The sequence below is a fragment of the Streptomyces sp. NPDC037421 genome (genome assembly GCF_055602105.1).
Window position 1 is genome coordinate 84,332 of sequence record NZ_JBVJWV010000025.1, and the last position, 20,964, is coordinate 105,295.

17 protein-coding genes are annotated in these 20,964 nt (G+C 73.6%); 9 read left to right on the plus strand and 8 right to left on the minus strand.

The annotated features are described in order from the left end of the window. Positions 1-37: 37 nt before the first annotated feature. Together ACZ7IF_RS28820 and ACZ7IF_RS28825 are read right to left on the minus strand one after the other, a co-directional pair. The gene (locus ACZ7IF_RS28820) at positions 38-679 is read right to left on the minus strand and encodes a response regulator transcription factor (RefSeq protein WP_470977126.1); all 642 of its coding nucleotides are present in this window, start codon (positions 677-679) and stop codon (positions 38-40) included. Next, on the minus strand, positions 676-1,830 hold the full coding sequence (locus ACZ7IF_RS28825; RefSeq protein WP_470977129.1) for a sensor histidine kinase: 1,155 nt from the start codon (positions 1,828-1,830) through the stop codon (positions 676-678). The genes ACZ7IF_RS28820 and ACZ7IF_RS28825 overlap by 4 nt, the downstream gene beginning before the upstream one ends. 354 nt (positions 1,831-2,184) lie before the next feature. Here ACZ7IF_RS28825 and ACZ7IF_RS28830 point away from each other — a divergent pair, with 354 nt between their 5' ends. Continuing rightward, the gene (locus ACZ7IF_RS28830; protein ID WP_470977132.1) at positions 2,185-2,679 is read left to right on the plus strand and encodes a hypothetical protein; all 495 of its coding nucleotides are present in this window, start codon (positions 2,185-2,187) and stop codon (positions 2,677-2,679) included. Between the two features lie 110 nt (positions 2,680-2,789). On the opposite strand, the gene ACZ7IF_RS28835 is transcribed toward ACZ7IF_RS28830, so the two are convergent. Both ACZ7IF_RS28835 and ACZ7IF_RS28840 read right to left on the minus strand, forming a co-directional pair. Continuing rightward, positions 2,790-2,939, minus strand: coding sequence for a hypothetical protein (locus ACZ7IF_RS28835; RefSeq protein WP_470977135.1), 150 nt, complete (start codon positions 2,937-2,939; stop codon positions 2,790-2,792). Between the two features lie 140 nt (positions 2,940-3,079). Continuing rightward, the gene (locus tag ACZ7IF_RS28840) at positions 3,080-3,775 is read right to left on the minus strand and encodes a scabin-related ADP-ribosyltransferase (RefSeq protein WP_470977138.1); all 696 of its coding nucleotides are present in this window, start codon (positions 3,773-3,775) and stop codon (positions 3,080-3,082) included. Between the two features lie 415 nt (positions 3,776-4,190). Here ACZ7IF_RS28840 and ACZ7IF_RS28845 point away from each other — a divergent pair, with 415 nt between their 5' ends. After that, on the plus strand, positions 4,191-5,177 hold the full coding sequence (locus ACZ7IF_RS28845; protein WP_470977141.1) for an N-acetylglucosamine kinase: 987 nt from the start codon (positions 4,191-4,193) through the stop codon (positions 5,175-5,177). Between the two features lie 258 nt (positions 5,178-5,435). Here the strand turns inward: ACZ7IF_RS28845 and ACZ7IF_RS28850 are convergent, their stop codons facing one another. Continuing rightward, entirely contained in the window at positions 5,436-6,830 is a 1,395-nt protein-coding gene (locus tag ACZ7IF_RS28850) for an alpha/beta hydrolase family protein (protein WP_470977144.1), read from the minus strand. 340 nt (positions 6,831-7,170) lie between these two features. Here ACZ7IF_RS28850 and ACZ7IF_RS28855 point away from each other — a divergent pair, with 340 nt between their 5' ends. The 3 genes from ACZ7IF_RS28855 to ACZ7IF_RS28865 all read left to right on the plus strand — a co-directional run bounded on the left by ACZ7IF_RS28855 (position 7,171) and on the right by ACZ7IF_RS28865 (position 10,084). Further along, positions 7,171-8,319 (plus strand): sensor histidine kinase, encoded by a 1,149-nt coding sequence (locus tag ACZ7IF_RS28855; protein WP_470977147.1) that lies wholly within the window; start codon positions 7,171-7,173, stop codon positions 8,317-8,319. Next, entirely contained in the window at positions 8,316-8,978 is a 663-nt protein-coding gene (locus tag ACZ7IF_RS28860) for a response regulator (protein ID WP_470977150.1), read from the plus strand. The genes ACZ7IF_RS28855 and ACZ7IF_RS28860 overlap by 4 nt, the downstream gene beginning before the upstream one ends. Positions 8,979-9,328: 350 nt before the next feature. Beyond that, a complete protein-coding gene (locus ACZ7IF_RS28865; protein ID WP_470977153.1) occupies positions 9,329-10,084 on the plus strand; it encodes an ASCH domain-containing protein in 756 nt (251 codons plus the stop codon). A 155-nt stretch (positions 10,085-10,239) separates the two neighbouring features. On the opposite strand, the gene ACZ7IF_RS28870 is transcribed toward ACZ7IF_RS28865, so the two are convergent. Beyond that, positions 10,240-11,727, minus strand: coding sequence for a lipase/acyltransferase domain-containing protein (locus ACZ7IF_RS28870; protein WP_470977156.1), 1,488 nt, complete (start codon positions 11,725-11,727; stop codon positions 10,240-10,242). 20 nt (positions 11,728-11,747) lie between these two features. Here ACZ7IF_RS28870 and ACZ7IF_RS28875 point away from each other — a divergent pair, with 20 nt between their 5' ends. The 4 genes from ACZ7IF_RS28875 (at position 11,748) to ACZ7IF_RS28890 (ending at position 19,564) form a co-directional block, all read left to right on the plus strand. After that, positions 11,748-16,442 (plus strand): hypothetical protein, encoded by a 4,695-nt coding sequence (locus ACZ7IF_RS28875; RefSeq protein ID WP_470977159.1) that lies wholly within the window; start codon positions 11,748-11,750, stop codon positions 16,440-16,442. 284 nt (positions 16,443-16,726) lie between these two features. Beyond that, positions 16,727-17,479 (plus strand): RES family NAD+ phosphorylase, encoded by a 753-nt coding sequence (locus ACZ7IF_RS28880; RefSeq protein WP_470977162.1) that lies wholly within the window; start codon positions 16,727-16,729, stop codon positions 17,477-17,479. Positions 17,480-18,233: 754 nt separating this feature from the next. Further along, positions 18,234-18,647 carry an XRE family transcriptional regulator gene (locus ACZ7IF_RS28885; protein WP_470977165.1) on the plus strand — a complete coding sequence of 138 codons (414 nt, stop codon included), beginning with the start codon at positions 18,234-18,236 and terminating at the stop codon, positions 18,645-18,647. A 362-nt stretch (positions 18,648-19,009) separates the two neighbouring features. Further along, positions 19,010-19,564 carry a P-loop nucleotide/nucleoside kinase family protein gene (locus ACZ7IF_RS28890; RefSeq protein WP_470977168.1) on the plus strand — a complete coding sequence of 185 codons (555 nt, stop codon included), beginning with the start codon at positions 19,010-19,012 and terminating at the stop codon, positions 19,562-19,564. 192 nt (positions 19,565-19,756) lie between these two features. Here the strand turns inward: ACZ7IF_RS28890 and ACZ7IF_RS28895 are convergent, their stop codons facing one another. Next, positions 19,757-20,215 (minus strand): hypothetical protein, encoded by a 459-nt coding sequence (locus ACZ7IF_RS28895; protein WP_470977170.1) that lies wholly within the window; start codon positions 20,213-20,215, stop codon positions 19,757-19,759. A gap of 45 nt (positions 20,216-20,260) precedes the next feature. Next, on the minus strand, positions 20,261-20,818 hold the full coding sequence (locus ACZ7IF_RS28900; protein WP_470977173.1) for a DUF6882 domain-containing protein: 558 nt from the start codon (positions 20,816-20,818) through the stop codon (positions 20,261-20,263). Positions 20,819-20,964: the final 146 nt, after the last annotated feature.

The following is a 20,964-nucleotide window of genomic DNA, read 5'->3' on the forward strand; positions in this document are numbered from 1 at the left end:
TGGGCGGCGGCCGACAGCCGTGCCCACCCCCGTCAGGTCAGAGCCAGCCCTGCTCGGCCGCGATGCGCGTCGCGTCGTACCGGTTGCGCGCCCCCAGCTTCTTGATCGCGCTGGAGGCCACGTTGCGCACCGTCCCCTGGGCCAGGCTCAGTTCGGCGGCGATCTCGCCGATGGACGCGCCCGTGGCCACGACCCGCAGCACGTCGCGCTCGCGCTCGTTGAGCAGGCAGTCGCCGGCCTGCGTGACCCAGGGCAGCACCTCCTCGTCCAGGGTGAGCTGCCCGGCCGCCACCCCCCGCAGGGTGGTGATGAGCTGGGACAGCGGAGCGCTCTTGGACATGACGGCGAGCGCCCCGCGGGCGATGGCGTCGCGCACGACGGACCGCTGCCGCATGGCCGTCATCATGGCGACCCGGCACGCGGGATGGACCGCGCGGATGTCGCCGAGGAGCGCCATGCCGTCCCGGCCCGGCAGCCCGTAGTCCAGCAGGACCACCGTGGGCCGGTGTTTGAGCACGGCCGGCACCACGTCCTCGCTGCGGCTGACCGCGGCGACGACCTCGAAGCCCTCCGTGGCGTGCAGGGCCGCGGCGAGACTGCCGAGGACCATGCGGTGGTCGTCCACGACGACGATGCGGATGCCCGGCGGCGTGCCGCCGCCCGCGACCGGCGTGCTCACAGTGCCTCCTCGGGGGACTCGGTCCGGATGGTCCGGGGGATGTACCCGGTGAGGGCGAAGTGGCCGTCGGGCGTGACGTCCGCGTCGAGTTCGCCGCCGATCTCCGTCAGCCGGTCGCGCAGGCCGGCCAGGCCCATGCCGAAATGCGGCGGCGGAGCGGAGCCGCCGTCGTCGACGGCGGTGAACCCGATGCCCCGGGGGTCCTCGGAGACCGAGAACCGGAAGGAGCGCGCGCCGGGGGCGTGCCGGAGCACGTTGGTCATCGCCTCCCTCAGGACACAGCCCAGGACCTGGTCGGCCTGCGGTGCGAGGTGCCCGCCGGGTACCTCGCACCGTACGGTGAGCGACAGTCCGGCGGCCGCGCAGGCGTCCTCCGCGCGCCTGCGCTCCTCCGCGAAGGAGGTTCCGCGCAGGGACAGCAGCTCCGATTCCATGCGGGAGAGCAGGGTGCGGGCCCGCGCGCTCACCGACTGGATGCCGTCGCGGCCGTCACCGGCCGGTGCCGGCCCGGGGTGCGCCTGGGCCCGCTCGGCCTCCATGGCGATGAGCGTGAGCTCCTGGCCGACGATGTCGTGGACCTCGCGCAGCAGGCGGTGGCGTTCCATCCCGCGGGAGGCCGAGACCAGTTCCCGCTGTGCGATCCGGGCTTCGCGCGCCCGGGCGACGGCCGCGCGCAGGATGTGGTTCATGGCGACGGCCACCGCGGCCCCGAACAGGGCCGCCGCGGTTCCCGGGTCGGCTCCCTCCACGAACCACAGCCCCGTCCCGAGCAGGGCGAGCAGGACGGACCAGACGGCGCGCGCCCGGGCCGGCCGGCAGATCCAGACGGAGACGATGGCGGGGTAGGAGAGCATCACCGTGGCGTTCTCGCCGTCGGTGAGGACCAGCCCGACCGCCATGACGGTCACCCCGGCCACCCAGAGGTGCGCCCCCCGGCTCGGGGCGTCCTGTTCCTCGCCGAGGTCCGACACCCACGGCACGGCGAGGAAGACCAGCGCGAGGGCGGCTCCACAGGCCCATGCGGCGGGTCCGGCGTCGGTGCCCGTGAGCAGGAGCACCAGCCAGGTGAGGTTGAGCAGGATCAGGGCGGACACGGCCGGGCGCGGGAGGGTCCGGCGGGCGCGCAGGGCGTTCAGCAGTGATTCGGTCATCGCGTCACCCGTCGTGCCGCGGCTCGTCCCGTCTGCTGATGGCGCCGTCTCTCCCCCCGCCGTGCCAATAACGACAACACCTCGGTATCCGGCTCATGGCCGTACCCCCGTTTCCTGTGAACCGCGGCGCCCAGGAGGCTCGTAGGATCCGCGCCGACCTGGGGCGACGCGTCGAACGATCACCCAACTCCCTGCACATTACATGTGCCCATCGAGGCGTCAACGCGGATGAATCGCCCCCCATGTCAACTGCCCTCGGGCAGGGATCGCGTGGGTGCTCAGCCGCGGGGGTACGTCGTTCCACATCCACCCGCACGGACCGAAACGATCACGCCCTCGGATCGTTGGCGGGGCATGAATCGCACGCGTGGTCTCGCCTTCATCGTCCTGACTGCCACGGCCGTCCTGCTCACGGTCGCCTCCTCGCATGCCGTGGATCACAGGTCCGGGGGTGCGGGCGTCTCCGGCACCTGCGGTGAGACCCTGCTCACGGACTACCTCGCCACGGCCGAGGGCACTGCTGACACTGCTTTCGGCGGCACGCTGACCGTGGCCGGAGGCGCCTCGCCCATCGCCATGAGGCTCACTCCGCAGTCCTCCGGAGGGGCGGCCCCCAACGGCCTCGTCCGCACGGAGTTCTCCCACCCGGCCCTCTCGGACGACGCCGTGACCTCCGCCCCGACTCTGCTGGAAGACCTTCCCGGCAGGAGCCGGATCCGGTTCGAGACCCCGTGGGGCCCGACACTCGCCACGGCCGGATGTACCGGTGCCACGACCCGGGTCACCGAGCTGACCGGCGGCATCACGTTTCACGGGGTGGACTACCAGTACGTCCTCACACGCGCGTGAGTACCCGCGCGACCGGAAGCCGTCGCTGATGCCGGTCTCCTGCGTGGAGAGGCCGGACGGCCGCGCCGTGGCCGCGCCGGTCCGGGGTCCGGATCACCGGAAGCAGGTGCTCAGTCGTCCTTGACGGTGATTCCGGCTTGCCGGGCCAGGGCGGGTGCGAGGTCGGACAGCTGGGTCGTGCTGATCGTGGCTCCTTTGAGGGCCTCGATGCCCGGGGCGATCTGGACCGCGGCGGCGTCGCGGAGGTCGACCCTGTTCATGACGGCGCGGTCGGTCCGGACCCACGAGACCCGGTGCTGCTTCCGTGGCACCACCCTGGAGCGGCCCTCTGAGTGAAGCGCGGAGGTGACGACGGGCGGGCGTCCCGGGCTGCGGGCTCCCGCTTCACCCCGAGGCCATGTCAGCCGGCCAGCTTGTACGCGCCCGGCGCGGACTTGTAGGGGGCGAAGTCCGCGTTGTCCTTGCAGCCGAGCTGCTGCCAGGTCTTCTCGTTGGTCACCGGGTCGGTGCCCGTCAGGCGGTACTTGCACGCCCCCTTGATGAAGTTGCCCCGCACGCCGCCGGGAAAGTCGATCTCCTTGTTCCACAGGTACGGCGACTGGTAGTTGTTCACCTGCGCCGTGGCGTTCACGTCGATGCCGCCCGGCGCGTAGATCTCGTAGACCCAGCCGGTCTTCTCCGCCCCGTACGTCGCGAACCGCTTGGCGACGCTCTCGTCGCAGCTGGTGCTGAGGTGGGCGCTGAGCTGGCCGCCGCCCTTGACGATGTACTCGGCCAGCGGAATGAGCTGGTCCCCGCGCGGGGTGAAGCCGGCCTTGAAGATCTCCTCGACGTTCTCCCTCGTGTCGCCGCGCCACAAGGTGTTCACGTCCTCACGCCACTGCCAGCGCTCACCGGAAGCGGTGGCCGCCACGTTACGGGCGATCTGCGTGTTCGTCGTGGTGCGCCACCAGTCCCAGGCCCGGTACTCCACGACCGGACCGCAGGGGGCCGTCGTGTCCCCGTCCGCCGCCGCCGGCGCGGCCGCGGCGGACGGTGTGAGGGCGGCGGACAGGAGGAAGGTGGTGGCGGCGAGGCGCAGAACGGCGTTCAGCATGGAATGACGACCCATCAGTCAGACGGCCAGGGGGCGAAACCACCCTCTTTATAGGGGCGGGGAACCCCCGCCGGGCCGCCGCCGAATGGTGATCCACCCGGGCGGGTGGATCAGTCGTACCGGGGAAAGGCTTCTGCGGTCGCAGGGCGTTCGCCACAGCCGGTCCGGGGGCCGACGGCCTCGACGGGTCCGGCCGCGTCGGCGGCGACCACGCCTCCCTGGTCGTCCTCGCCCGGCACGCCCGGATGACCGTCCTCGACGTGCTCTCCATCGCCATGGCGCCCGCAACGCACGTACGCTCGTACCGCCGAGGCGAAGGCGGCCACCCAGGAAGCCGTACGGCCTACCGCGCCCAGGCCCCGGAGGCAGCGGCAACCACCGGCGCAGGCCATGGAGGTGACCAGGTGACCAGCGGATGGCGCGGATGACGCTGGTGCTCGGCATCGACGCGGGGGGCAGCGGACTGCGGGCGGCCGTCGCCGCCACGGACGGCGGCCCGCTGCTCGCCACGGCATCGGCCGGTGCCGGCAACGCCCGCTCGGTCCCTGAACCGCTCCTGGAGGAGCGCCTGGCGCACGCCATCGGCGGAGTCCTGCCCGAAGGCCGGGCGGCGCGGGTGACGTGCGTCGTCGCGGGCTTCGCCGGAGCCGGCATCCCGGGCGGGGCGGGTGGGCGGGCGGGCGACAGCGGCCACGGCCCGGCACGCCGGGCCCTGCACGCCGCGCTCGCGCGTCACGGCGTACGGACCCCACGCGTGCACGTCATGGCCGATTCCGAGGTGGCCTTCGCCGCGGCTCCCGGGACACCGCCGGACGGCCTGGCGCTGGTCGCCGGAACGGGCGCGGCCGCGGTCCGGATCCGCGGCCACAGGCTGGCCGCCGCCGCGGACGGCTGCGGGTGGCTCACCGGAGACGACGGCAGCGGCTTCTGGATCGCCCGGGAGGGCATCCGCCGCGCCCTGCGCGCCCTGGACGGCCGCGGGCCCGCCACCGTACTGCTGCCCCGCCTGGCCGCAGCGTTCGGTGCCGCGCCGGCACCCGCCGCGGCCCCGGGGGCGGACCCGGCCGCCCTGCGTTACGTGCTGATCGACGGCGCACGTGCCGCGTCCGAACCCGCCCGACTGGCCCGGCTCTGCCCCGTGGTGTTCGGCGCGGCGGCGGACGGTGACCCCGTCGCGGAGCGGATCCTCGACGAAGCCGCCGATCTGCTGACCGAAAGCGCCGCGGCACTCCGCCCCCGCCGGGGCGAACCGCTGGTGACGGCAGGCGGCTTGATCGGCCCCCGAGGCCCCCTCCTGGACCGCCTCGCCGCGCGCCTCTCCGGCTGGGACCTGACCCCCTACCCGGTCACCGACGGCCTGCCGGGCGCCATCGCCCTCGCCCGCTCGGGATCGCGCCGGTGAACCCCGGTCCGGACCCGGTGCAGAGTCCCCTCGAAACCCTCCGGTGATCACGCCACCGCCCGCACCGGCCGTTCCTCACCGGCAGGAACGGCCGCAAGCGTTCCCACTCCGCGTCCGGCAGATCACCGCGTTCTCCCCGCCCCGCACCGGGAAGAACGAGCGGATCAAACGACGGTCACACGATCGGCCCGACAGCTCCGGGGCCCGGGGAACTTCGAGGCCGAACCCGTGGATGGCCCAGCACGCGCGCAAGGCCGATCACGGGGTTGGCGTCGCAGTTCCCCGAGCCCCGGATGACGACGAGACCGTGCCGTAGGCCCGGAGGATGTCGGCCGGGTCGCCGGGGCGGCCTCGCAGAGCGGCGTCCAGAAAGGCGAGGGTGGCCGCGGCGACGACGCGCGGGCTCTCGGTGCGGCCCAGTGTGCCGACGATCGAGGGCACCGGCGGCAGGTAGAGCGGGCCGTCCATGAAGGTGAGGTGCCCGGCGCCGGGGACGGTGAGCCGGTAGCTCGTCGCGGTGCTGTGCTCGAGGGCCTCGGTGAGCCGGGGCAGGTAGCGCGGGTCGGTGCCGGCGGTGATCTCCTGGGTGAGCGCGAGCGCCGGCTGCTCGAGGGCGGGCGCGGTGGGGCCGTGGGGGTAGCCGTCCAGGTCGACGACGGCGTCGAACCGGCGGTCCTGCCGGGCCGCCTGCAGGGCGGCGGCTCCGCCCAGGGAGTGGCCGGCCACCGCGGCGCGGCCGGTGTCCAGGCGTCCGGTCAGCGGGTCGGCGGTCTCACCGCGGTCCAGCCGCTCCAGCCGGGAGAGGACGAAGCCGAGGTCAGCGGCCCGGACGGCGGTCCAGCCGGCGGCCAGCTCCTCGTCCCTGTCGCGGTCCCCGGAGGAGGCGGTGGTGGCGCGGATCGTGCGGCCGCCGGCGAGGACGACGACGGTGGAGTCGTACGGGTGGTCGAGGGCGGCGACCAGGTAGCCGTGGCTGGCCAGCTCCTCCGCCCAGGCGGTGTTCTGGGACCGCACCCCGCCCGACCCCGGGGAGAAGAGGACGACCGGGAACCGCTCTCCCCCGCCGGCCACCGGGGCGTCGACGACCGCGCGGCTGCGGGCCCTCGGGACGCCGTCGACCAGGAAACCGGGCAGGCCGACCCCGCCGGCGAGGGCCTCCGAGACGGTCCGCGCCTCGCCCTCCGTGCGTCCCAGGTACTGGGCCCGAGGGACGCCCGCAGGGCTCTTCCGCGCCGGGTACCAGAGCTGGACCACGACCGTGCGCCGGTCGTCCGGATCGGCGGTGAAGCTCTCGGGGCGGAGCGGGTCGGTCCACTGCACCACCCGGGTGCCGACCGCGAAGGCGCCCGTCGGCTCGGGGAAGACGGGCACGGGGAAGGCCCAGGCGGCCACCGGGCCGGTGGCGATCAGGCCGGCGCAGGCCAGCGATCCCGGCAGGGCCAGCCACCAGCGGGCCCGCCACGCCGGTCGGCCGGCACCGCGCCGCAGCAGGGGCGGGAGGGCGAACGCCGAGGCGACGGCGGCGCCGGCCAGGACCGGCAGCATCTGCCACCGGATCCCCACGATGCCCAGCACGATCGCCGACGGTACGAGGACCGCCCCCGCCACGACGGTGACGGGCCGGCGGGCGGCCGGAGGGAGCCAGCGCGCCACCAGCAGCGCGACGGCGCCCAGCAGGACGAGGACTTCCGGAAGGGACAGAACAGCCCCGGGATGGTTTCGGTCACCCGGCCATGCTCGGCGCCGGGCCCGCGCCGCCGCATCGGCCCCGGGTCGCCGCCGACTGCGACCGCAGTGGCAACCGGGCACCCCGGACCGGCGGCCGGCCTGCGACCACGGGAGGTGTCCGTCTCCTCCTGTGGTCGTACCCCGGCACATTGACCTCCGACGCCGGGCTCATGTGCGGCGCGGACCCGCGGCCTAGGCTGCGGCTGTACGCGGTGGCGGCCCCGGCCGGGCCGCCACGACGACCGATCGGCGGAGAGGTGTGACGGTGCGCCACCAGGACCGGGTACCACCCCTGGTGTGGGACTCGGTGCTGCCGGCGCTGCTCCTGCTCAACGTCGTGACCACGTACCCGGCCCGGGGGCTGCCGGTGGCGGCGGCGCTCACCGCCGCCCTGGCGCTGCCCCTGGTGGGGCGGCGCCGGGCTCCGCTCGCGGTGTTCGCCGCCGTCGTGGCCGCGGCCTTCGTCCAGTGGCTGGCGGACGTCCAACTGACCGCGGACATCGCCCTGCTGGTGGCCCTGTACACGGCGGCCGCGCACACGGGCCGGCGCGGCACGCTGCTCGCCGCCGCCGTCGTGGAGGGCGGGGCCGTGCTGGCCTGCCTGCGCTGGACACCGGACGGCGCGTTCCTGACCCCGTTCGTCGCGCTCACCGCGACGGTGGTCGCCGCCGCCGTCCTCGGGGTGAACGTGCGGACCGGCCGGGCCTACCTCGCCGCCGTACAGGAGCGGGCCGAACGGCTGGCGCTGCACCAGGAGCAGCAGGCGCTGCTGGCCGTCGCCGAGGAGCGGGCCCGGATCACCCGCGAGATGCACGACATCGTCACCCACAACCTGTCCGTCATGGTCGCGCTCACCGACGCCGCCGTGTACGCGCAGCACAGGTCCCCGGACCGGGCCACCGCCGCGATGCTGCAGATCTCCGAGACGGGCCGGCAGGCCCTCACCGACATGCGGCGCTCGTTGGGCGTCCTGCGGCCCGACGAGCCGGACGCCGAGCGCCACCCGCTGCCCGGCATCGCCCGGCTGGAGGCGCTCGCCGACCAGATGGCCGTCGCCGGGCTGCCGACCGGCCTGGAGGTCCGCGGCGGCCACGCCCATGTGCCGGCCACCGCACAACTCACCGTCTACCGCCTGGTGCAGGAAGCGTTGACCAACACCCTCAAGCACACCCCCGCCGGCACCCGCGCGACGGTCCTGGTCGAGTGCTCGGCCGGGAGCGTCGGCGTGGAGGTAACCGACAGCGGCCCCCGGCCGGCGCCTCCCGCCGCCGCACCGTCCGGCCACGGCATCCCCGGCATGCGCGAGCGCGCGGCCGCCTACGGGGGGACGCTGCGGGCCGGACCGCTTCCGAGCGGCGGCTGGGGCGTGCGGACCCGGCTCCTGCTCAACAGCGGCGGGACGGGCGCCGCATGACGATCCGCATCGTGATCGCCGACGACGAGGCGCTGCTCCGGATGGCCTTCGGCACGGTCCTGGAGGCCCAGCCCGACATGGCGCCGGTCGGCGAGGCCGCAGACGGCGCCCAGGCCGTCCGCCTCTCCCGGGAGCTGCGGCCCGACGTCGTACTGATGGACGTCCGGATGCCCGGGACGGACGGGATCGAGGCGACCCGGCAGGTCGTCGAGGTCTCCCCGGGGAGCAAGGTGCTGGTCCTGACCACCTTCGACGTGGACGCGTACGCCTTCGCCGCGCTCGGCGCCGGGGCCTCGGGCTTCCTGCTGAAGAACACCCGGCCCGAGGAGCTGCTCACCGCGATCCGCAACGTCGCGGCGGGCGACGCGGTGCTCTCCCCGCGGATCACCCGGCGCCTGCTGGAGGACTTCCGTCCGCACCTGGCCGACGGGGGCACCGCAGTCCGCGACGAGCGGCTGGACCGGCTCAGCGCACGGGAGCGGGAGGTGCTCGTCGAGGTCGGTCGCGGCCTGTCCAACGCCGAGATCGCGGCCGCCCTGTACCTCGCGGAGGCGACCGTGAAGTCCCATCTGGGGCGGATCCTGCTCAAGCTGGAACTCCGCGACCGGATCCAGGCCGTGGTCTTCGCCCACGAGAACCGCCTGGTCCCCCCGGGCTGACGCCGGCCGAGGACTCGGAACAGCGGTCAGACCACGGCCCGGAGCGGGCCGACCACGTCGCCGACGGGGGGGGACGGCGCCGCCGGGTACACGACGTGGCCGCACTTCGGCGACCACGACACCGCCACCCTCCGCATCCCGCCCGGCCCCTACGACAGCGCGCTTCGCCTTCCGGCGGACGGCCCCTGACGATGCTCTCCTCCAAGGGTCCGGCCAAGGCAAGCCGAAACCCTGTGGAGCCCGCCTGCGTGGCGTGGAATGCTCTTGGGCGACTGCTGAAGGAAGAGAAGGTCAAAAGGATGTACGTCCCGTCATCTGTACGAGCTCTCGATGACGACGAGCGTGAGCTCGTGGAGCTGGCACGCCGCACCATAGACGCGCATACCGACGCCGGGCCCGATGAAGACGGGATCCACACGGTGGGTGCCGCGGTCATGGCCGCCGACTACCGGATGTTCGCCGGCGTGAACCTCTACCACTTCACCGGCGGGCCCTGCGCCGAGCTCGTGGCTCTGGGAGCTGCGCGGGCCCAGGGCGCCCGCCAGATGCGCTGCATCGTCGCCGTGGGAAACCACGGGCGCGGGGTCATCGGCCCGTGCGGGCGCGATCGGCAGGTCTTCGTGGACCACTACCCCACCATGCGCGTCATCGTGCCCACCCCCGCGGGGCTCAGGTCCGTACTCGCCGCCGACCTGATGCCGCTGGCTCAGCGATGGACCCCGGAGGCGGGCATGAACGGTCTCGACCCGTTGCTCTACCAAGACCCCGAGACGGCCGGTCCCCCGATCATTCGGTTCAACCCGCGCTACCTCGAAGTCGTCCGCTCCGGCGCCAAGACCAAGACCACCCGCTTCCGGGACCCGGCGCAGCTCGGCCCGGCACGGCTGGTGTTCGAGAGCGACCCTGAAGTCGTCCTGTCGGCAGAGGTGACCGGCATCAGGCACTGCCTGGTCAGTGACCTCACCGACCGGGACGCCCGAGCTGAAGGGCTGACGACCGCAGCCGAACTCCGGGAAGCCCTCAAGGGCCACTACCCGGATCTGGCGGGAACCGACGAAGTCGACGTCATCACCTTCCAGACCGACGACGACAAGGGCGCCGCTTAAGCCGCGGGTGCGCCAACGACGGCTGGGCCGCGAGGTGACGACGAGCACTCAGAACTTCTTCGACGCGGGCCTGTCCCGGATCATCGGGAACCAGTGACACCGCGCGTACCCGAGCAGGCGGGGTCCCGTCAGTCCGCTCAGTCCCGTCAGTCCCGTCAGTCCTCCGCTTCCGCCAACGGGTCCGACGGGTCGGCGGACATGACCAGCTGGGTGATGGTGAAGCCGTCCGGGGTGCGGACGTCGATGCGGTACAGGCCCGGGGCCGGGGCGGTCGCCGTGGCGGTGGCGATGCCGTCCTCCCAGGTCGGGGTGAGGGGGGTCGGGCGGGACGGGGCGTCGAGGTCGGTGAGGTGGCAGGTCAGGCCCGGGAGGGTGGCCACGTCGGTGAGGCGGAGCTTCCAGGGGCGGCCCGCCTCCACCAGGTCCGGGGCGGTCAGGCCGCAGCCGGCTTCGCCCTGGGGCGGGCCGGGGTTGACGTCGTCGCGGACGATCTCGGTGACGGCTTCCAGGGCGGTCTTCGCCCTGGCCACGTCCCCGTGTTGCAGCGGCAGGTGGGTGACGATGTCGGTGAGGACCGCCGATTCCTTGTAGACGGTGCCGTCCCCGTGGACCTGGAAGTACCGGACGCGGTCCTGCCGGTCGCGGATGAAGCTGCCGTCGGAGTTCTGGCGGGCGCCGTCGAGGTGCGGCTCGACCTCGCCGCCGCTGATCGTCAGGTTCTGCCAGGTGGGCTGGTTGACGCCGACGACCGAGCGGTGCCCGGGCAGGGTGATGGCCTTCTGGCCGTGGTGGAAACGCGCCGCGTTGCGCGCCAGTTCCGCACTGCCGCCGATGCCGGCGACGTCGCTCGGCGTGAGGTGGCGTACGTCGTCCCCCGCACGCACGCCGCGGTACTGCGGCAGCAGGTCGTGCAGGCCCGGCATGGTGGCGCACATGGCCCGGAGCTTGCGGTGCGGGAGCCGTACGGGCGTGCCGCGGCCGGTGGCGAGGATGACGGCGGCCTTGACCGAGCCCTGGAAGGGCGTGCCGAGGGTGATGACGCCGCGGGTGTCGCCCTGGAGGTCGCTGTCGTAGCCGGGGTCGAGGGCCGCGCGGGTGACGAGCCCGCCCATGGAGTGGGCGACGAAGACCAGCCGCCCCTCCCGCTGGTCGACGCGGTGCCGGCGCGCCTCGGCGTGGGCGGGGTGGCGGCGCCACTCGGTCAGGTGGACGCGCGCCGCGTCGGCCAGGAGGCGGCCGTTGACGGCGATCGGGAGCCGCCAGTCGTACGCGAACTCCAGGATCGCGGCGTCGTCGGCGACGCTGGTGCGGATCGTGTCGACCAGGTCGGTGTACGGCTCGCTGCCGGCGAGGTACGGGGTCCAGGCGGAATGCCTGAGGAGGCCGGTCGCCTTGATGCGGCCGGTCTTGCCCACCAACTCGTCCTCGGTCACGGTCAGGGACTTCAGGCCCGAGGGCAGGGTCCAGGCCTTCAGCAGCCAGGAGACGCCGCCGATGCCCCAGACGTCCTTGCCCGTCGTCGTGTCGCGCAGGGTACTGCCCATGATCCCGGGTACGACGACCACCGCGTCCTGGGTGATGTGGTCGGGTAAGCCGTCGTCCGGGCCGCCGTGCTGGTGGTGCTGGTGCTGCCGCTTGTCCATGGCAGTGAAGAATAGGGACCGTGGACGGGGAGCGGGGCGAGATCGGCTTAGCCGACGGCGTGGAGCGGGCGGTGGGGGCGGCGGAGGCCGCGGAGGCGCCGTCCGCCGGAGCCTTGTACGTCCTGCCCATGGAGGACGGGACCGAGGCGCTGCGGCAGGCCGTCGGCGCGCAGCTGGAGGCGGTGTCCCTGTGGTGGGAGCGGCGGCCGCCGGAGGGACCCGGCTTCGTTCGGGTGGCGCCCGGCGGGCCGGTGACGAGCCGTCATGACGTGGAGCGCTTCCTGGACACGGGCGGGATCCGGGAGGTGGAGCCGGACGTGCCGGTGGTGCTGTACGTGACGGGCCACGGCCTGACCGGGGGCGCGGGCAGGCACTTCGCGGTCCTGCGGAACACCGACCCCGGCCGGCTGCTGGCCACGGGGCTGCGTACGACGGAGATCGTGATCGCCGCGCTCGACTCGCACGCCCGGGACGTGCTGGTCATCGTGAACATGTGCGAGTCCGCCGCCATCGGGCCGGAGCTGCTGGAGCTCGTACAGAGCCTGGACACCGGGCGGACGGCCGACGCGACGCTGAACGTCCTGACCACGGCGGCGCCCAGGATGCGGGTGATGGGCGGGGAGTTCGCGCTCGTCCTGCGGCGGGCGCACAAGTGGCTGCGCACGGCCGGCGGGATCACCCGCCCGTACCTGACGATGGACGAGTTCAGCCGCGCCCTGTACCAGGCGGCGCGGGCGATCGGCAGGGAACAGGGCCGGAGGCTGTCCCTGGACTGCCGCCCGCTCATGGGCGGCAAGCTGCACGTCCCCACCGCGGCCCTGCCGAACCCGGGCCACCGGCCGGAGGAGGCCGCGGTCGAGGAGAGCCGGCAGGAGGTGGCGGCGAGCCTGGAGGACCTGGGCTACTGGCTGGAGAAGGCCAGCGGCCGCACCGGCGCCGACGATCCCGGCTGGTACTTCTCCGGCCGCAGGGAGCTGAACACCGCGGTGGTCTCCTTCCTGACGGGCGCGCCCGGCGTCCTGGTCGTCACCGGCATCACCGCGAGCGGGAAGTCGGCCATCCTCGGCCGTGCGGTGACCTTGAGCGACGCGCGGTTCAGGGCCTCGGACCTGTACGCGGCGGCCGTCGGCCACTGCCCGCCGTACACCGTCCCGGACGAGGGCGCGGTGACCATCGCGGTCACCGCGCACAACCGGGAGCCGCTGGGGCTGTTGCAGGTCATCGCGCGGAAGCTGGGGGCCGCCCCGGACCCCTCGGGCAGGGACCACCTGAGCCGCTGGCAGCTGGGGCTGCGGGGGTTCCTCGCCTCCCCCGGCCCGATGGTGACGGTCGTCGTCGACGCCCTGGACGAGGCGACCGACCCGGCGGCGCTGGTGCACCAGGTGCTGCTGCCGCTGGCCGGGCACCTCTCGCACCCGGCCGCCGCCGGACGGGCGCTGCCCGTGCGGCGCGGGGTGCGGCTGGTCGTGGCCGTACGCAGCAGCGACGGCGACGGGGAGGGTGGGGACGGTGGGGACGGTGGGGACCCGGACCTGCTGGGGCGGCTGCGGGAGGCCTTCCCCGGGGCGGCCGTGCTGCGCACCGACGGCGAGGACATGAGCGCGGACGTGGCCGGGTACGTACGGGCGCTCCTGGACGGGGAGGGCGGCTGGGCGGGGCACGACCTGGCCGAGGTGTCACGGACGGTGGCCGGGGCGGTCGGGCGGTCCTTCCTCGACGCGCGTGTGGCGGCGCACCAGCTGCGCGCCGAGGGGCCGCGGCTGCTGGCGGACGCCGACTGGCTGGAGCGGCTGGGCGAGGGCACGGCGGGGCTGTTGGAGGACGATCTGGTGCGGGCGGCGGAGGACGGCCTGAGGGCGGACGAGGCGCTGGCACTGCTGCGCGCGACGGCCTTCGCGCAGGGGCGCGGCCTCGCCTGGGGCGAGGTGTGGCCGGCCGTGGCGTCCGCCGTCGCGGGCCGTGACGTCGAGGACGCCGACGCCAAGATCCGGGTGCTGCTGGAAGGCCGTCTGGCTGGGTATCTCACCCGTGACGTCGAAGAGGACCAGCGGGTGTACCGGCCGGCGCACGACCGGCTGGCCGCGGTCCTGCGCGCCTGGCCCGTGGGAGGCCGGGTGCCTGTTGGGGGGATGGGAATGACGGACGCTCAGGACGACCCGGCCGATAAGACCGATGAGACCGATAAGGCTGATGGGGCCGATGAGGGTGGTCAGGCTGACGGGGCCGGTGGGACTGATGGGGTTGCGGGGGCCGGGGCAGCGGAGGGTGCGTACGGGGACGGGTACGCGGACGACGACGCCGCCGTGCACGCCCGCATCGCGGGGGCCCTCGCCGATCTGGCCGCGCCGCACACCACCGGCGGCGCCGCCGAAGGTACCGCCCCGCACCCGTACGTACGGCGCCACCTCGCGCGCCACGCCCGCCTGGGCGGGGTCCTGGACGACGCGCACGTGCCGGCCGAGGTGCTGCCGTGGCTGACCGGCAGCCCGATCCGCGGGCTGCTGGGGCCGGGACGGGGGCAGGAGGGCCGGCCGTGGCTGGAGGCGTGGGCGGCGGTGGAGCCGTACCTGCACCGGGCGGACCGCCCCTCGCGGCTGGCCAGCCTGCACCTGGCGTACACGGCGCTGCGCCACCCCGGGCTCCCGCGCCCGCGTACACCGGGGGACGCGGCACCGCTGGCGGTGCTGTGGTCCCAGTGGGCGCCGCCGGTGAACGTCCTAGCCGCCCTCCGCACCACCGTGCGCTCCCTGGCGGCGGTGCCGGCACCCGACGGGCGTCCCGCCCTCGCGGCCGGTGACGACGACGGCGGCATCGAACTGATCGACGCCGTCGAGGGCACGGCGGTCCGCGAGCCGATCGGCGCGCACGAGGGGTCCGTACGCCACCTGCTCCTCGCACCGCGCCCGGCGCAGTCGCCGCTGCTGGTGTCCGGCAGTACGGACGGCACCCTGCGCGTGTGGGACCCCGTGACGGGCCGCCGCCTGGACCAGGTCCACGAGCCCGGCGGGATCTGGATCGCCGACGTGTGCGCGTACCGCGACGGCGGGCACGAACTCGCGGTGGTCTGCGTCGACGGGAACGGGGTGGTGGCCTGGTGGAACGAGCGGATGGGCACGCTGGACCTGTTCGCCCTGCCCGGGGACACACCGCGTACGACGGCCACCGCGCTGGCGGCGGTGGAGGACCCGCCCGGACGGCCGCTGCTGGCGATCGCCGACGACGCGCACCTGGTGTTCCGGGATCCGGCGGCCGGGACGGAGGTGGCCCGGTTCGAGTTCCCGGCCGACGTACGGGTGCTCGCCCCGACCACGCGGCCCGGGACGGTCGCGGCCGGGCACGCGGACGGGAGCGTCACCGTCTGGGGCACCGGCGGACCGCTCGCCACCCTCACCGGCGCCGGCGGGCCGGTGACCAGCCTGGCCGCGCTCCCCCTGGAAGGCCAGGGGGGCCAGGAGGGCCGGGGGGAACGCCACCTCCTCGCGGCCGGCACCGGCAGCCGCATCGCCGTCTGGGACATATCCCGGTGGGACACCGCCGCGAAGGAGCCGCCGGGGCTGCTGAGCGGACACACCGCCGCCGTGACGGCCCTCGCCCCGGTCGCGGTCCCGGTCGCGGTCCCGGTCGCGGGCTCGGTCGCGGGCTCGGAGCTGCTCGCCTCCGCCTCCACCGACGGCACGCTGCGCCTGTGGAACCGGGAGGTCCTGGAGCGCGCGCTCACCACCGCCCGGACACCGTCCGGGCCGGCGCCGACGGGCGGGGCCCTGCTCCTGCCGGAGGGGACGGGGGACCTGCGCGGCCCGTCGTGGTTCGCGCTCAGCGGCGGCCACCCGTACATCGACGTACGGGACATCGGCACGGGGGACGCGGTCGCGCGGATCGACACCGGCAGGCCGCCGTCCGCGCTGGCCTGGGCCCGGCGGCGGGAGGGGCGCGTCCTGGTCTCGGCCGGGTACGACGACCACGGCATCCGGTTCTGGGACGCGGAGACCCGGCAGCCTCTGCCGGACGTCCTCGAAGGGCACTTCCTCCCCGTCCGCGCCCTCGCCGCCTGCACCACCGCGAGCGGCCGGCACCTGCTGCTGAGCGGCGGGGACGACGAGACGGTGCGGCTGTGGGACCTGGACGCCCCCGGCCCGCTCGGCGAGTGGACCGGGCACGACCTGCGGGTCCGGGCCGTGGCGGCCGCTTCGAGCGGGGAGAACGGGGAGAGCGCGGACTGGTTCGCCTCGGCCGGATCCGACGGCACCGTACGGCTGTGGGACGCGGAACACGGCCCGCTGGGCGCGCCCCTGCGCTGCGACCAGGGCCTGCTGCACGCCGTCGCCGTCAACCCCTGCCCGGACGGCGGACTTCCGCCGCTGCTGGCCAGCGGCGGCGACAAGGGCACGGTGCGGCTGTGGGACCTGCGCGAGCACCGCCCCCTGGGCGAGCCGCTGACCGGGCACACGGCGGCCGTCCTCGCCCTGGCCGTGTGGAACGCGGGTGGCGGCCTCGGCAGCTTCGTCGCCTCGGGCGCGGCGGACGGGACCGTCCGCGTCTGGGACGCCGCCACGGGGAGGTGCCGGCTGCTGCTGGCCGCGGGGAGCCCCGTACGCGGTATCTCCGCGCACCCGGTGGCGGCGGGCGGCGGGCGCGTGGTGCTCTCCTTCACGGGGGACGCCGGAGCCGTCGCGGTGGAGGTCGATCTCGCCCGGTGCGGGGCGGGTGGGGCCTGATCGCCCCCGCATGCGCCCCCCGTGTTCCTTCGTGCGCCCCCGTCGGCCACCGCAACCCGGTCGCTTCGGTCGTATCCGAGCATCAAAATGATCGTTCGGCACGTGCCACGGATCAGTGCGCCGCACGGCGGACGCGATCAGCGCATGACCCGCCCATCACATGAGCACACCGCACGTGAGGAAACCCGCTCCTGAGCACCCCTCACGAGCACCACACCGTAAAGAGACCGGCTCTCCCGGCGGTCGGACCGCCCCGCGCCCGCGGGCCCGGCCTCCGGAGAACCATGAGCATCACCGGCCCGCGCCCCATGGAGGGCGGCCGGAGCAAGGAGAGCGGCCGCATGAGCCCGGACACCGCACAGCTGGACGTCGCCCTCGTCCCCGCGCCGGACCACGGCATCTGGCGCCTGGGAAAGCACAAGGAGCCGGTCAAGTACGAAACGATCAGCCAGGAGGACCACGCGCGGACGGGCGGAAACCGCTGGAGCCTGGTCAGTTACGGCACCCTCTACTGCGCCTCCGAGCACGACGGCTGCTTCGCCGAGGCCTTAGCCCCCTTCCGCGTGCACCCCGCCATGCGGGAGGTCATCGCGGACGACTGGCAGGAGCCGGCCTTCATGACCCCCGGGAAGATCCCCCGGGACTGGACCACCAGCCACATCCTGGTCCGCCTGCGGCCTCCCCGGGAGGCCCGCTTCCTCGACGTGGACGACGAGCGGACCCTCGCGACGCTCTCGCGCGAACTCAAGGACAAGCTGGCGGAGCAGGACGTGGAAAGGCTCACCACGGAGCACATCCAGGGCTTCAACCGCCGGATCACCCGGCAGATCTCGGCATGGGCCATCACCCAGCGCACCGGACCCGGGGAGCAGGAGCGCCTCATCCACGGCATCGCCTACCGCTCCCGCTTCGGCATGCGCCAGTGCTGGGCCGTGTTCAACGACGTGGAGCTGACGCAGGAGGAGTCCACCTTCATCTTCCCCCAGTCGGACGCCCTGCTGCGGGTGGCCGACGAGTACGGGCTGACGATGCTGTGACGCGCTGTGGGCGGGGGCGGGGCTGGGCGGGGGCCGCGGACCCGCCCCAGGCCCCCCCGGCCGCGCCCCACCGGGAGCCCACCGGGAACCCCACCACTAAATCAACCTTGAAACCAACCTGAAAACGACCACAGCCGCATCCTCCGAAAGGACGAAATCAACCCGGCTTCCCCCTCCCCCAGGCCACCGACCCTCCCCGGGCCGGTGGGTATCACCACAGGTCAGGGATGAAGTCAGCGCCGAAACCCCCAAGTTGACCGTCCGTCGACAACACGGCGGATTCTGCCTAAGAGGTGGAGTTGGAAGGTGATAATGGGTAACCTAACCAGTACACCGACCGACTTGGAGCATGTGGGGGATCTCATGAGTGACACCGGTTGCGCCGTGAAGGCGCTCTTACGCATCGGGCTCGCGTTGCCAATCGCCGCACCACCGCCCGACACGAGCGTCACGCCGCCGGGCCTCCTCCCCAGTCACCCATGTGCCGGATCCCCGTGGACCGGAATACATCGATGGTGAACGCCGACCGCTAGCCGGCCGGCCCACTCCCCCCGCCCTGGTAGACGCTTCCCGGCGGGTCGGGAACACAGCAAGAAGCGTTCGCAGCTCGCCGAGACCGAGCGTCCCCTCCGTCTGCCTTCGCGGCAGCACGCGACAGCCAGGTCCCCGCGGGCGCACACACCTACACCCGTCGCCTGAGCACGCGACCCGCCGCCGAACGGGCGCGCAGTCAGGGCAACGAGGGAGACCCGATATGCCTTCTGACACCACCACGTCCCCTGTCGCCGTCGCCGTCGCGAAGAGCGTTGCCAGCGCCGAACGGGCCCACGCGGCCTCCGTGCGCATGGGCATCAGCGAGATCGCCCGCTTCCTGCAGGAGAACCTCGGGCAGCGCCTGACCGCGCGGATCGCCAACATCAGCGATCCCAAGCAGGTCGGCAAGTGGGCCTCGGGCGCCACCATCCCCCGCCCCGAAGCGGAGGAGCGCCTGCGCGCCGCGCTACAGGTCTTCCAGCTCATCCAGGACGCCGAAAGCCTCCACACGGCCCGCGCCTGGATGATCGGGATGAACCCCCAGCTGGAGGACGAGGCACCGGCCCAGTGCATCGCCGACGGCCGGCGGCGCGACGTGATGGTGGCGGCCCGCGCGTACGTCGACGGCGGCTGACCAGGTGGAACCGTTGGAATCGGTAGTGCAGTGGGTCCGCCCGTCATGGACGAAGCAGTCACGCGGCGGACCCGCCGCCTCCCGTAGGATCACGGCCCCCGCGGTCTTCCCCCTGCCTGCGCGAACGCCGCCCTTCGTCCACAGCGTGCACGAAGCCGACGCCTTCCGGCCCCGCTTCGACACCCTCGACACCGCCCACGGCCCTGCGCCGGCCGACCTCTTCCTGGGCGCCCTTGTCCCGATACGTGGACGAACGCGCCGCCCGCCGCTGACCGCTGGGCCGACCGACAGCCGGATCCACGCACGGTCGCGCGCCTGACCAGACGCCGACGTACCCGCTCACCCCTCGGGAGCTCCGCCACATGCCGGCAAGGCCCACCCTCGTCGTAGTCAGCGGCCCACCCGCCACCGGGAAGACCACCCTGGCGCACAGCCTCCAGCACGAGCTCGGATGCCCCGCGATCATCCGCGACGAGATCAAGCAGGGCATGGTCATGAGCACCGCCGCCCACCGGCCCGGCAGCCACGACCCCCTCAACATCCCGGCCATGCACGCCTTCTTCGACACCCTCGGCGTGCTCCTGAAGGCCGGCGTCACCGCCGTCGCCGAGGCCGCCTACCAGGACCGGCTCTGGCGCCCCGGCCTCGAACCCCTCACACGGATCGCCGACCTCCGGATCATCCGCTGCACCACGCCGACGCCGACCATCATCGAGCGCATGACCAACCGAGCCGCCTCGGACACGCACCGAGCCGCCCACGGCGACCACCGGCTCCTCACCGACATCGCCGCCGGCACCTACAAACCGGAAGAGTTCGCTGACATCTCCCTGGACGCACCCACCCTGCTCGTGGACACGTCCGACGGCTACCGCCCCGGCACAGCCGAAATCAGCGCCTTCGTACGGGCGAAGTGACCGCAAGGACACAGCCGGGATCACCGGGCCGGCCAGCACGAACCGTCCAATCGAGGCTTCGCGTCGCTCGCTGCGCCTCTTCCTGTCTCCGAAAGCAACGGTGAGTGAGCGAAGCCGTTCCGCATCGCCGATGTGTCCGGCACGTCCGCCCGCAGGCCTCGTCCGCGAGCCGGCGAGGACTCCCGGCCGGGGTCAGGTCGCGTCTCCTTGGGCGTCCACCGTGGTGCCGTCGGGGTTCCGCCCGAAGGCGGCCTCCAGAACGGCGGGGAGATCCGCTTCGGGGAGCGTGGCGCGCACCTCGGCCAGGACCTGCGGGAAGTCGTCGTCGTCGATGACCCCCATGTATTCCTGGCGCAACCGGTGGATGACCTCGACGAGCTCAGGCCTCAGCCGCATCCAGGCGCGGGACGCACGGACCTCTTCGTCGACCTGGTCCATGAACCAGCGCATCACCTCGTACGGGACCTCCGCGCGCCCTCCGCAGGGGTGGAAGCACACCGTCGGCTCCCGTGCGGGATCCTCGTCGGGGACGATCGCGGTCGCCAGGTGCTGTTGCCCGGCGACGCGCTCCAGTTCCAAGTACCAGGCGTCGTCGGGCACGGAGTACATCGCGGTGATCGCATGGTCACCGTTGGGGTGCAGGGGCGGCATGGCCGCATGCTGTCACGTTCGTCCTGGGACGGGCCCGGGCCCGATTCACGGTCGCCGGTCGATGTCGACGTCGATGTCGAAGGCGGAGACGCTGCCGTCCGCATGGGTCAGCGTGACCGGTCCGAAAGTGATGATCACGAAGGAGCTGCCTCCCGGCGCCTTGTAATAGCCGGTCGCACCGGTGACCCGGACGGCCAGGGCCACGAGCGCCGAAGCGGCCTGCTCGTCGGCGTCGATCTCGGGCTGGGCGAGGCCTGGATGCCCGTTGGCCTCTGCCCAGTCCCGGAAGCGCCGCGCTTCGCGGCCCATTTCGGGGAGGATGCTCTCGTTGGCCCAAGCCCAGAGCCATGAGCCCGAGCCGGGGCTGAAACTGCCGAGAATCTGTGCGGGCGCCGTGGCTGTCTTGTCGGGGAAGGTCCAGGTGATGACGCCGGCGGTCTGGTCCAGACCCCAGCGGTCCGCCGATCCGAGTCCCCAGGACATGTGGGCACGACCCAACTGCTCGATCATCTCTTCGCCCTGAAGCAGCAGCGTGCTCAGGCCGGCTCGCTCCCCGGCCTGACCAGCGCTCTCCGCCTCTTTGGCCCGCTTGAAGATTCCCATGCCGCGGAGTCTGCCAGACGCCGCTGACCAGGCGATTGAGGACCTCGCCGACAAGCATTGTCGGAGGCTGCGCCTACGTTGGGTCGCAAGATCACCGGCGGGTGCCGTCGGGGTGTTCGGAACGATGGTGGAGGCCGCCGTGCGTT

Coding starts and splice junctions, on each gene's coding strand:
- ACZ7IF_RS28825 (WP_470977129.1), bottom strand. CDS start 1,830: ATGACCGAATCACTGCTGAACGCCCTGCGCGCCCGCCGGACCCTCCCG.
- ACZ7IF_RS28830 (WP_470977132.1), top strand. CDS start 2,185: ATGAATCGCACGCGTGGTCTCGCCTTCATCGTCCTGACTGCCACGGCC.
- ACZ7IF_RS28835 (WP_470977135.1), bottom strand. CDS start 2,939: ATGAACAGGGTCGACCTCCGCGACGCCGCCGCGGTCCAGATCGCCCCG.
- ACZ7IF_RS28840 (WP_470977138.1), bottom strand. CDS start 3,775: ATGCTGAACGCCGTTCTGCGCCTCGCCGCCACCACCTTCCTCCTGTCC.
- ACZ7IF_RS28845 (WP_470977141.1), top strand. CDS start 4,191: ATGGCGCGGATGACGCTGGTGCTCGGCATCGACGCGGGGGGCAGCGGA.
- ACZ7IF_RS28860 (WP_470977150.1), top strand. CDS start 8,316: ATGACGATCCGCATCGTGATCGCCGACGACGAGGCGCTGCTCCGGATG.
- ACZ7IF_RS28870 (WP_470977156.1), bottom strand. CDS start 11,727: ATGGACAAGCGGCAGCACCAGCACCACCAGCACGGCGGCCCGGACGAC.
- ACZ7IF_RS28880 (WP_470977162.1), top strand. CDS start 16,727: ATGAGCATCACCGGCCCGCGCCCCATGGAGGGCGGCCGGAGCAAGGAG.
- ACZ7IF_RS28885 (WP_470977165.1), top strand. CDS start 18,234: ATGCCTTCTGACACCACCACGTCCCCTGTCGCCGTCGCCGTCGCGAAG.
- ACZ7IF_RS28890 (WP_470977168.1), top strand. CDS start 19,010: ATGCCGGCAAGGCCCACCCTCGTCGTAGTCAGCGGCCCACCCGCCACC.
- ACZ7IF_RS28895 (WP_470977170.1), bottom strand. CDS start 20,215: ATGCCGCCCCTGCACCCCAACGGTGACCATGCGATCACCGCGATGTAC.
- ACZ7IF_RS28900 (WP_470977173.1), bottom strand. CDS start 20,818: ATGGGAATCTTCAAGCGGGCCAAAGAGGCGGAGAGCGCTGGTCAGGCC.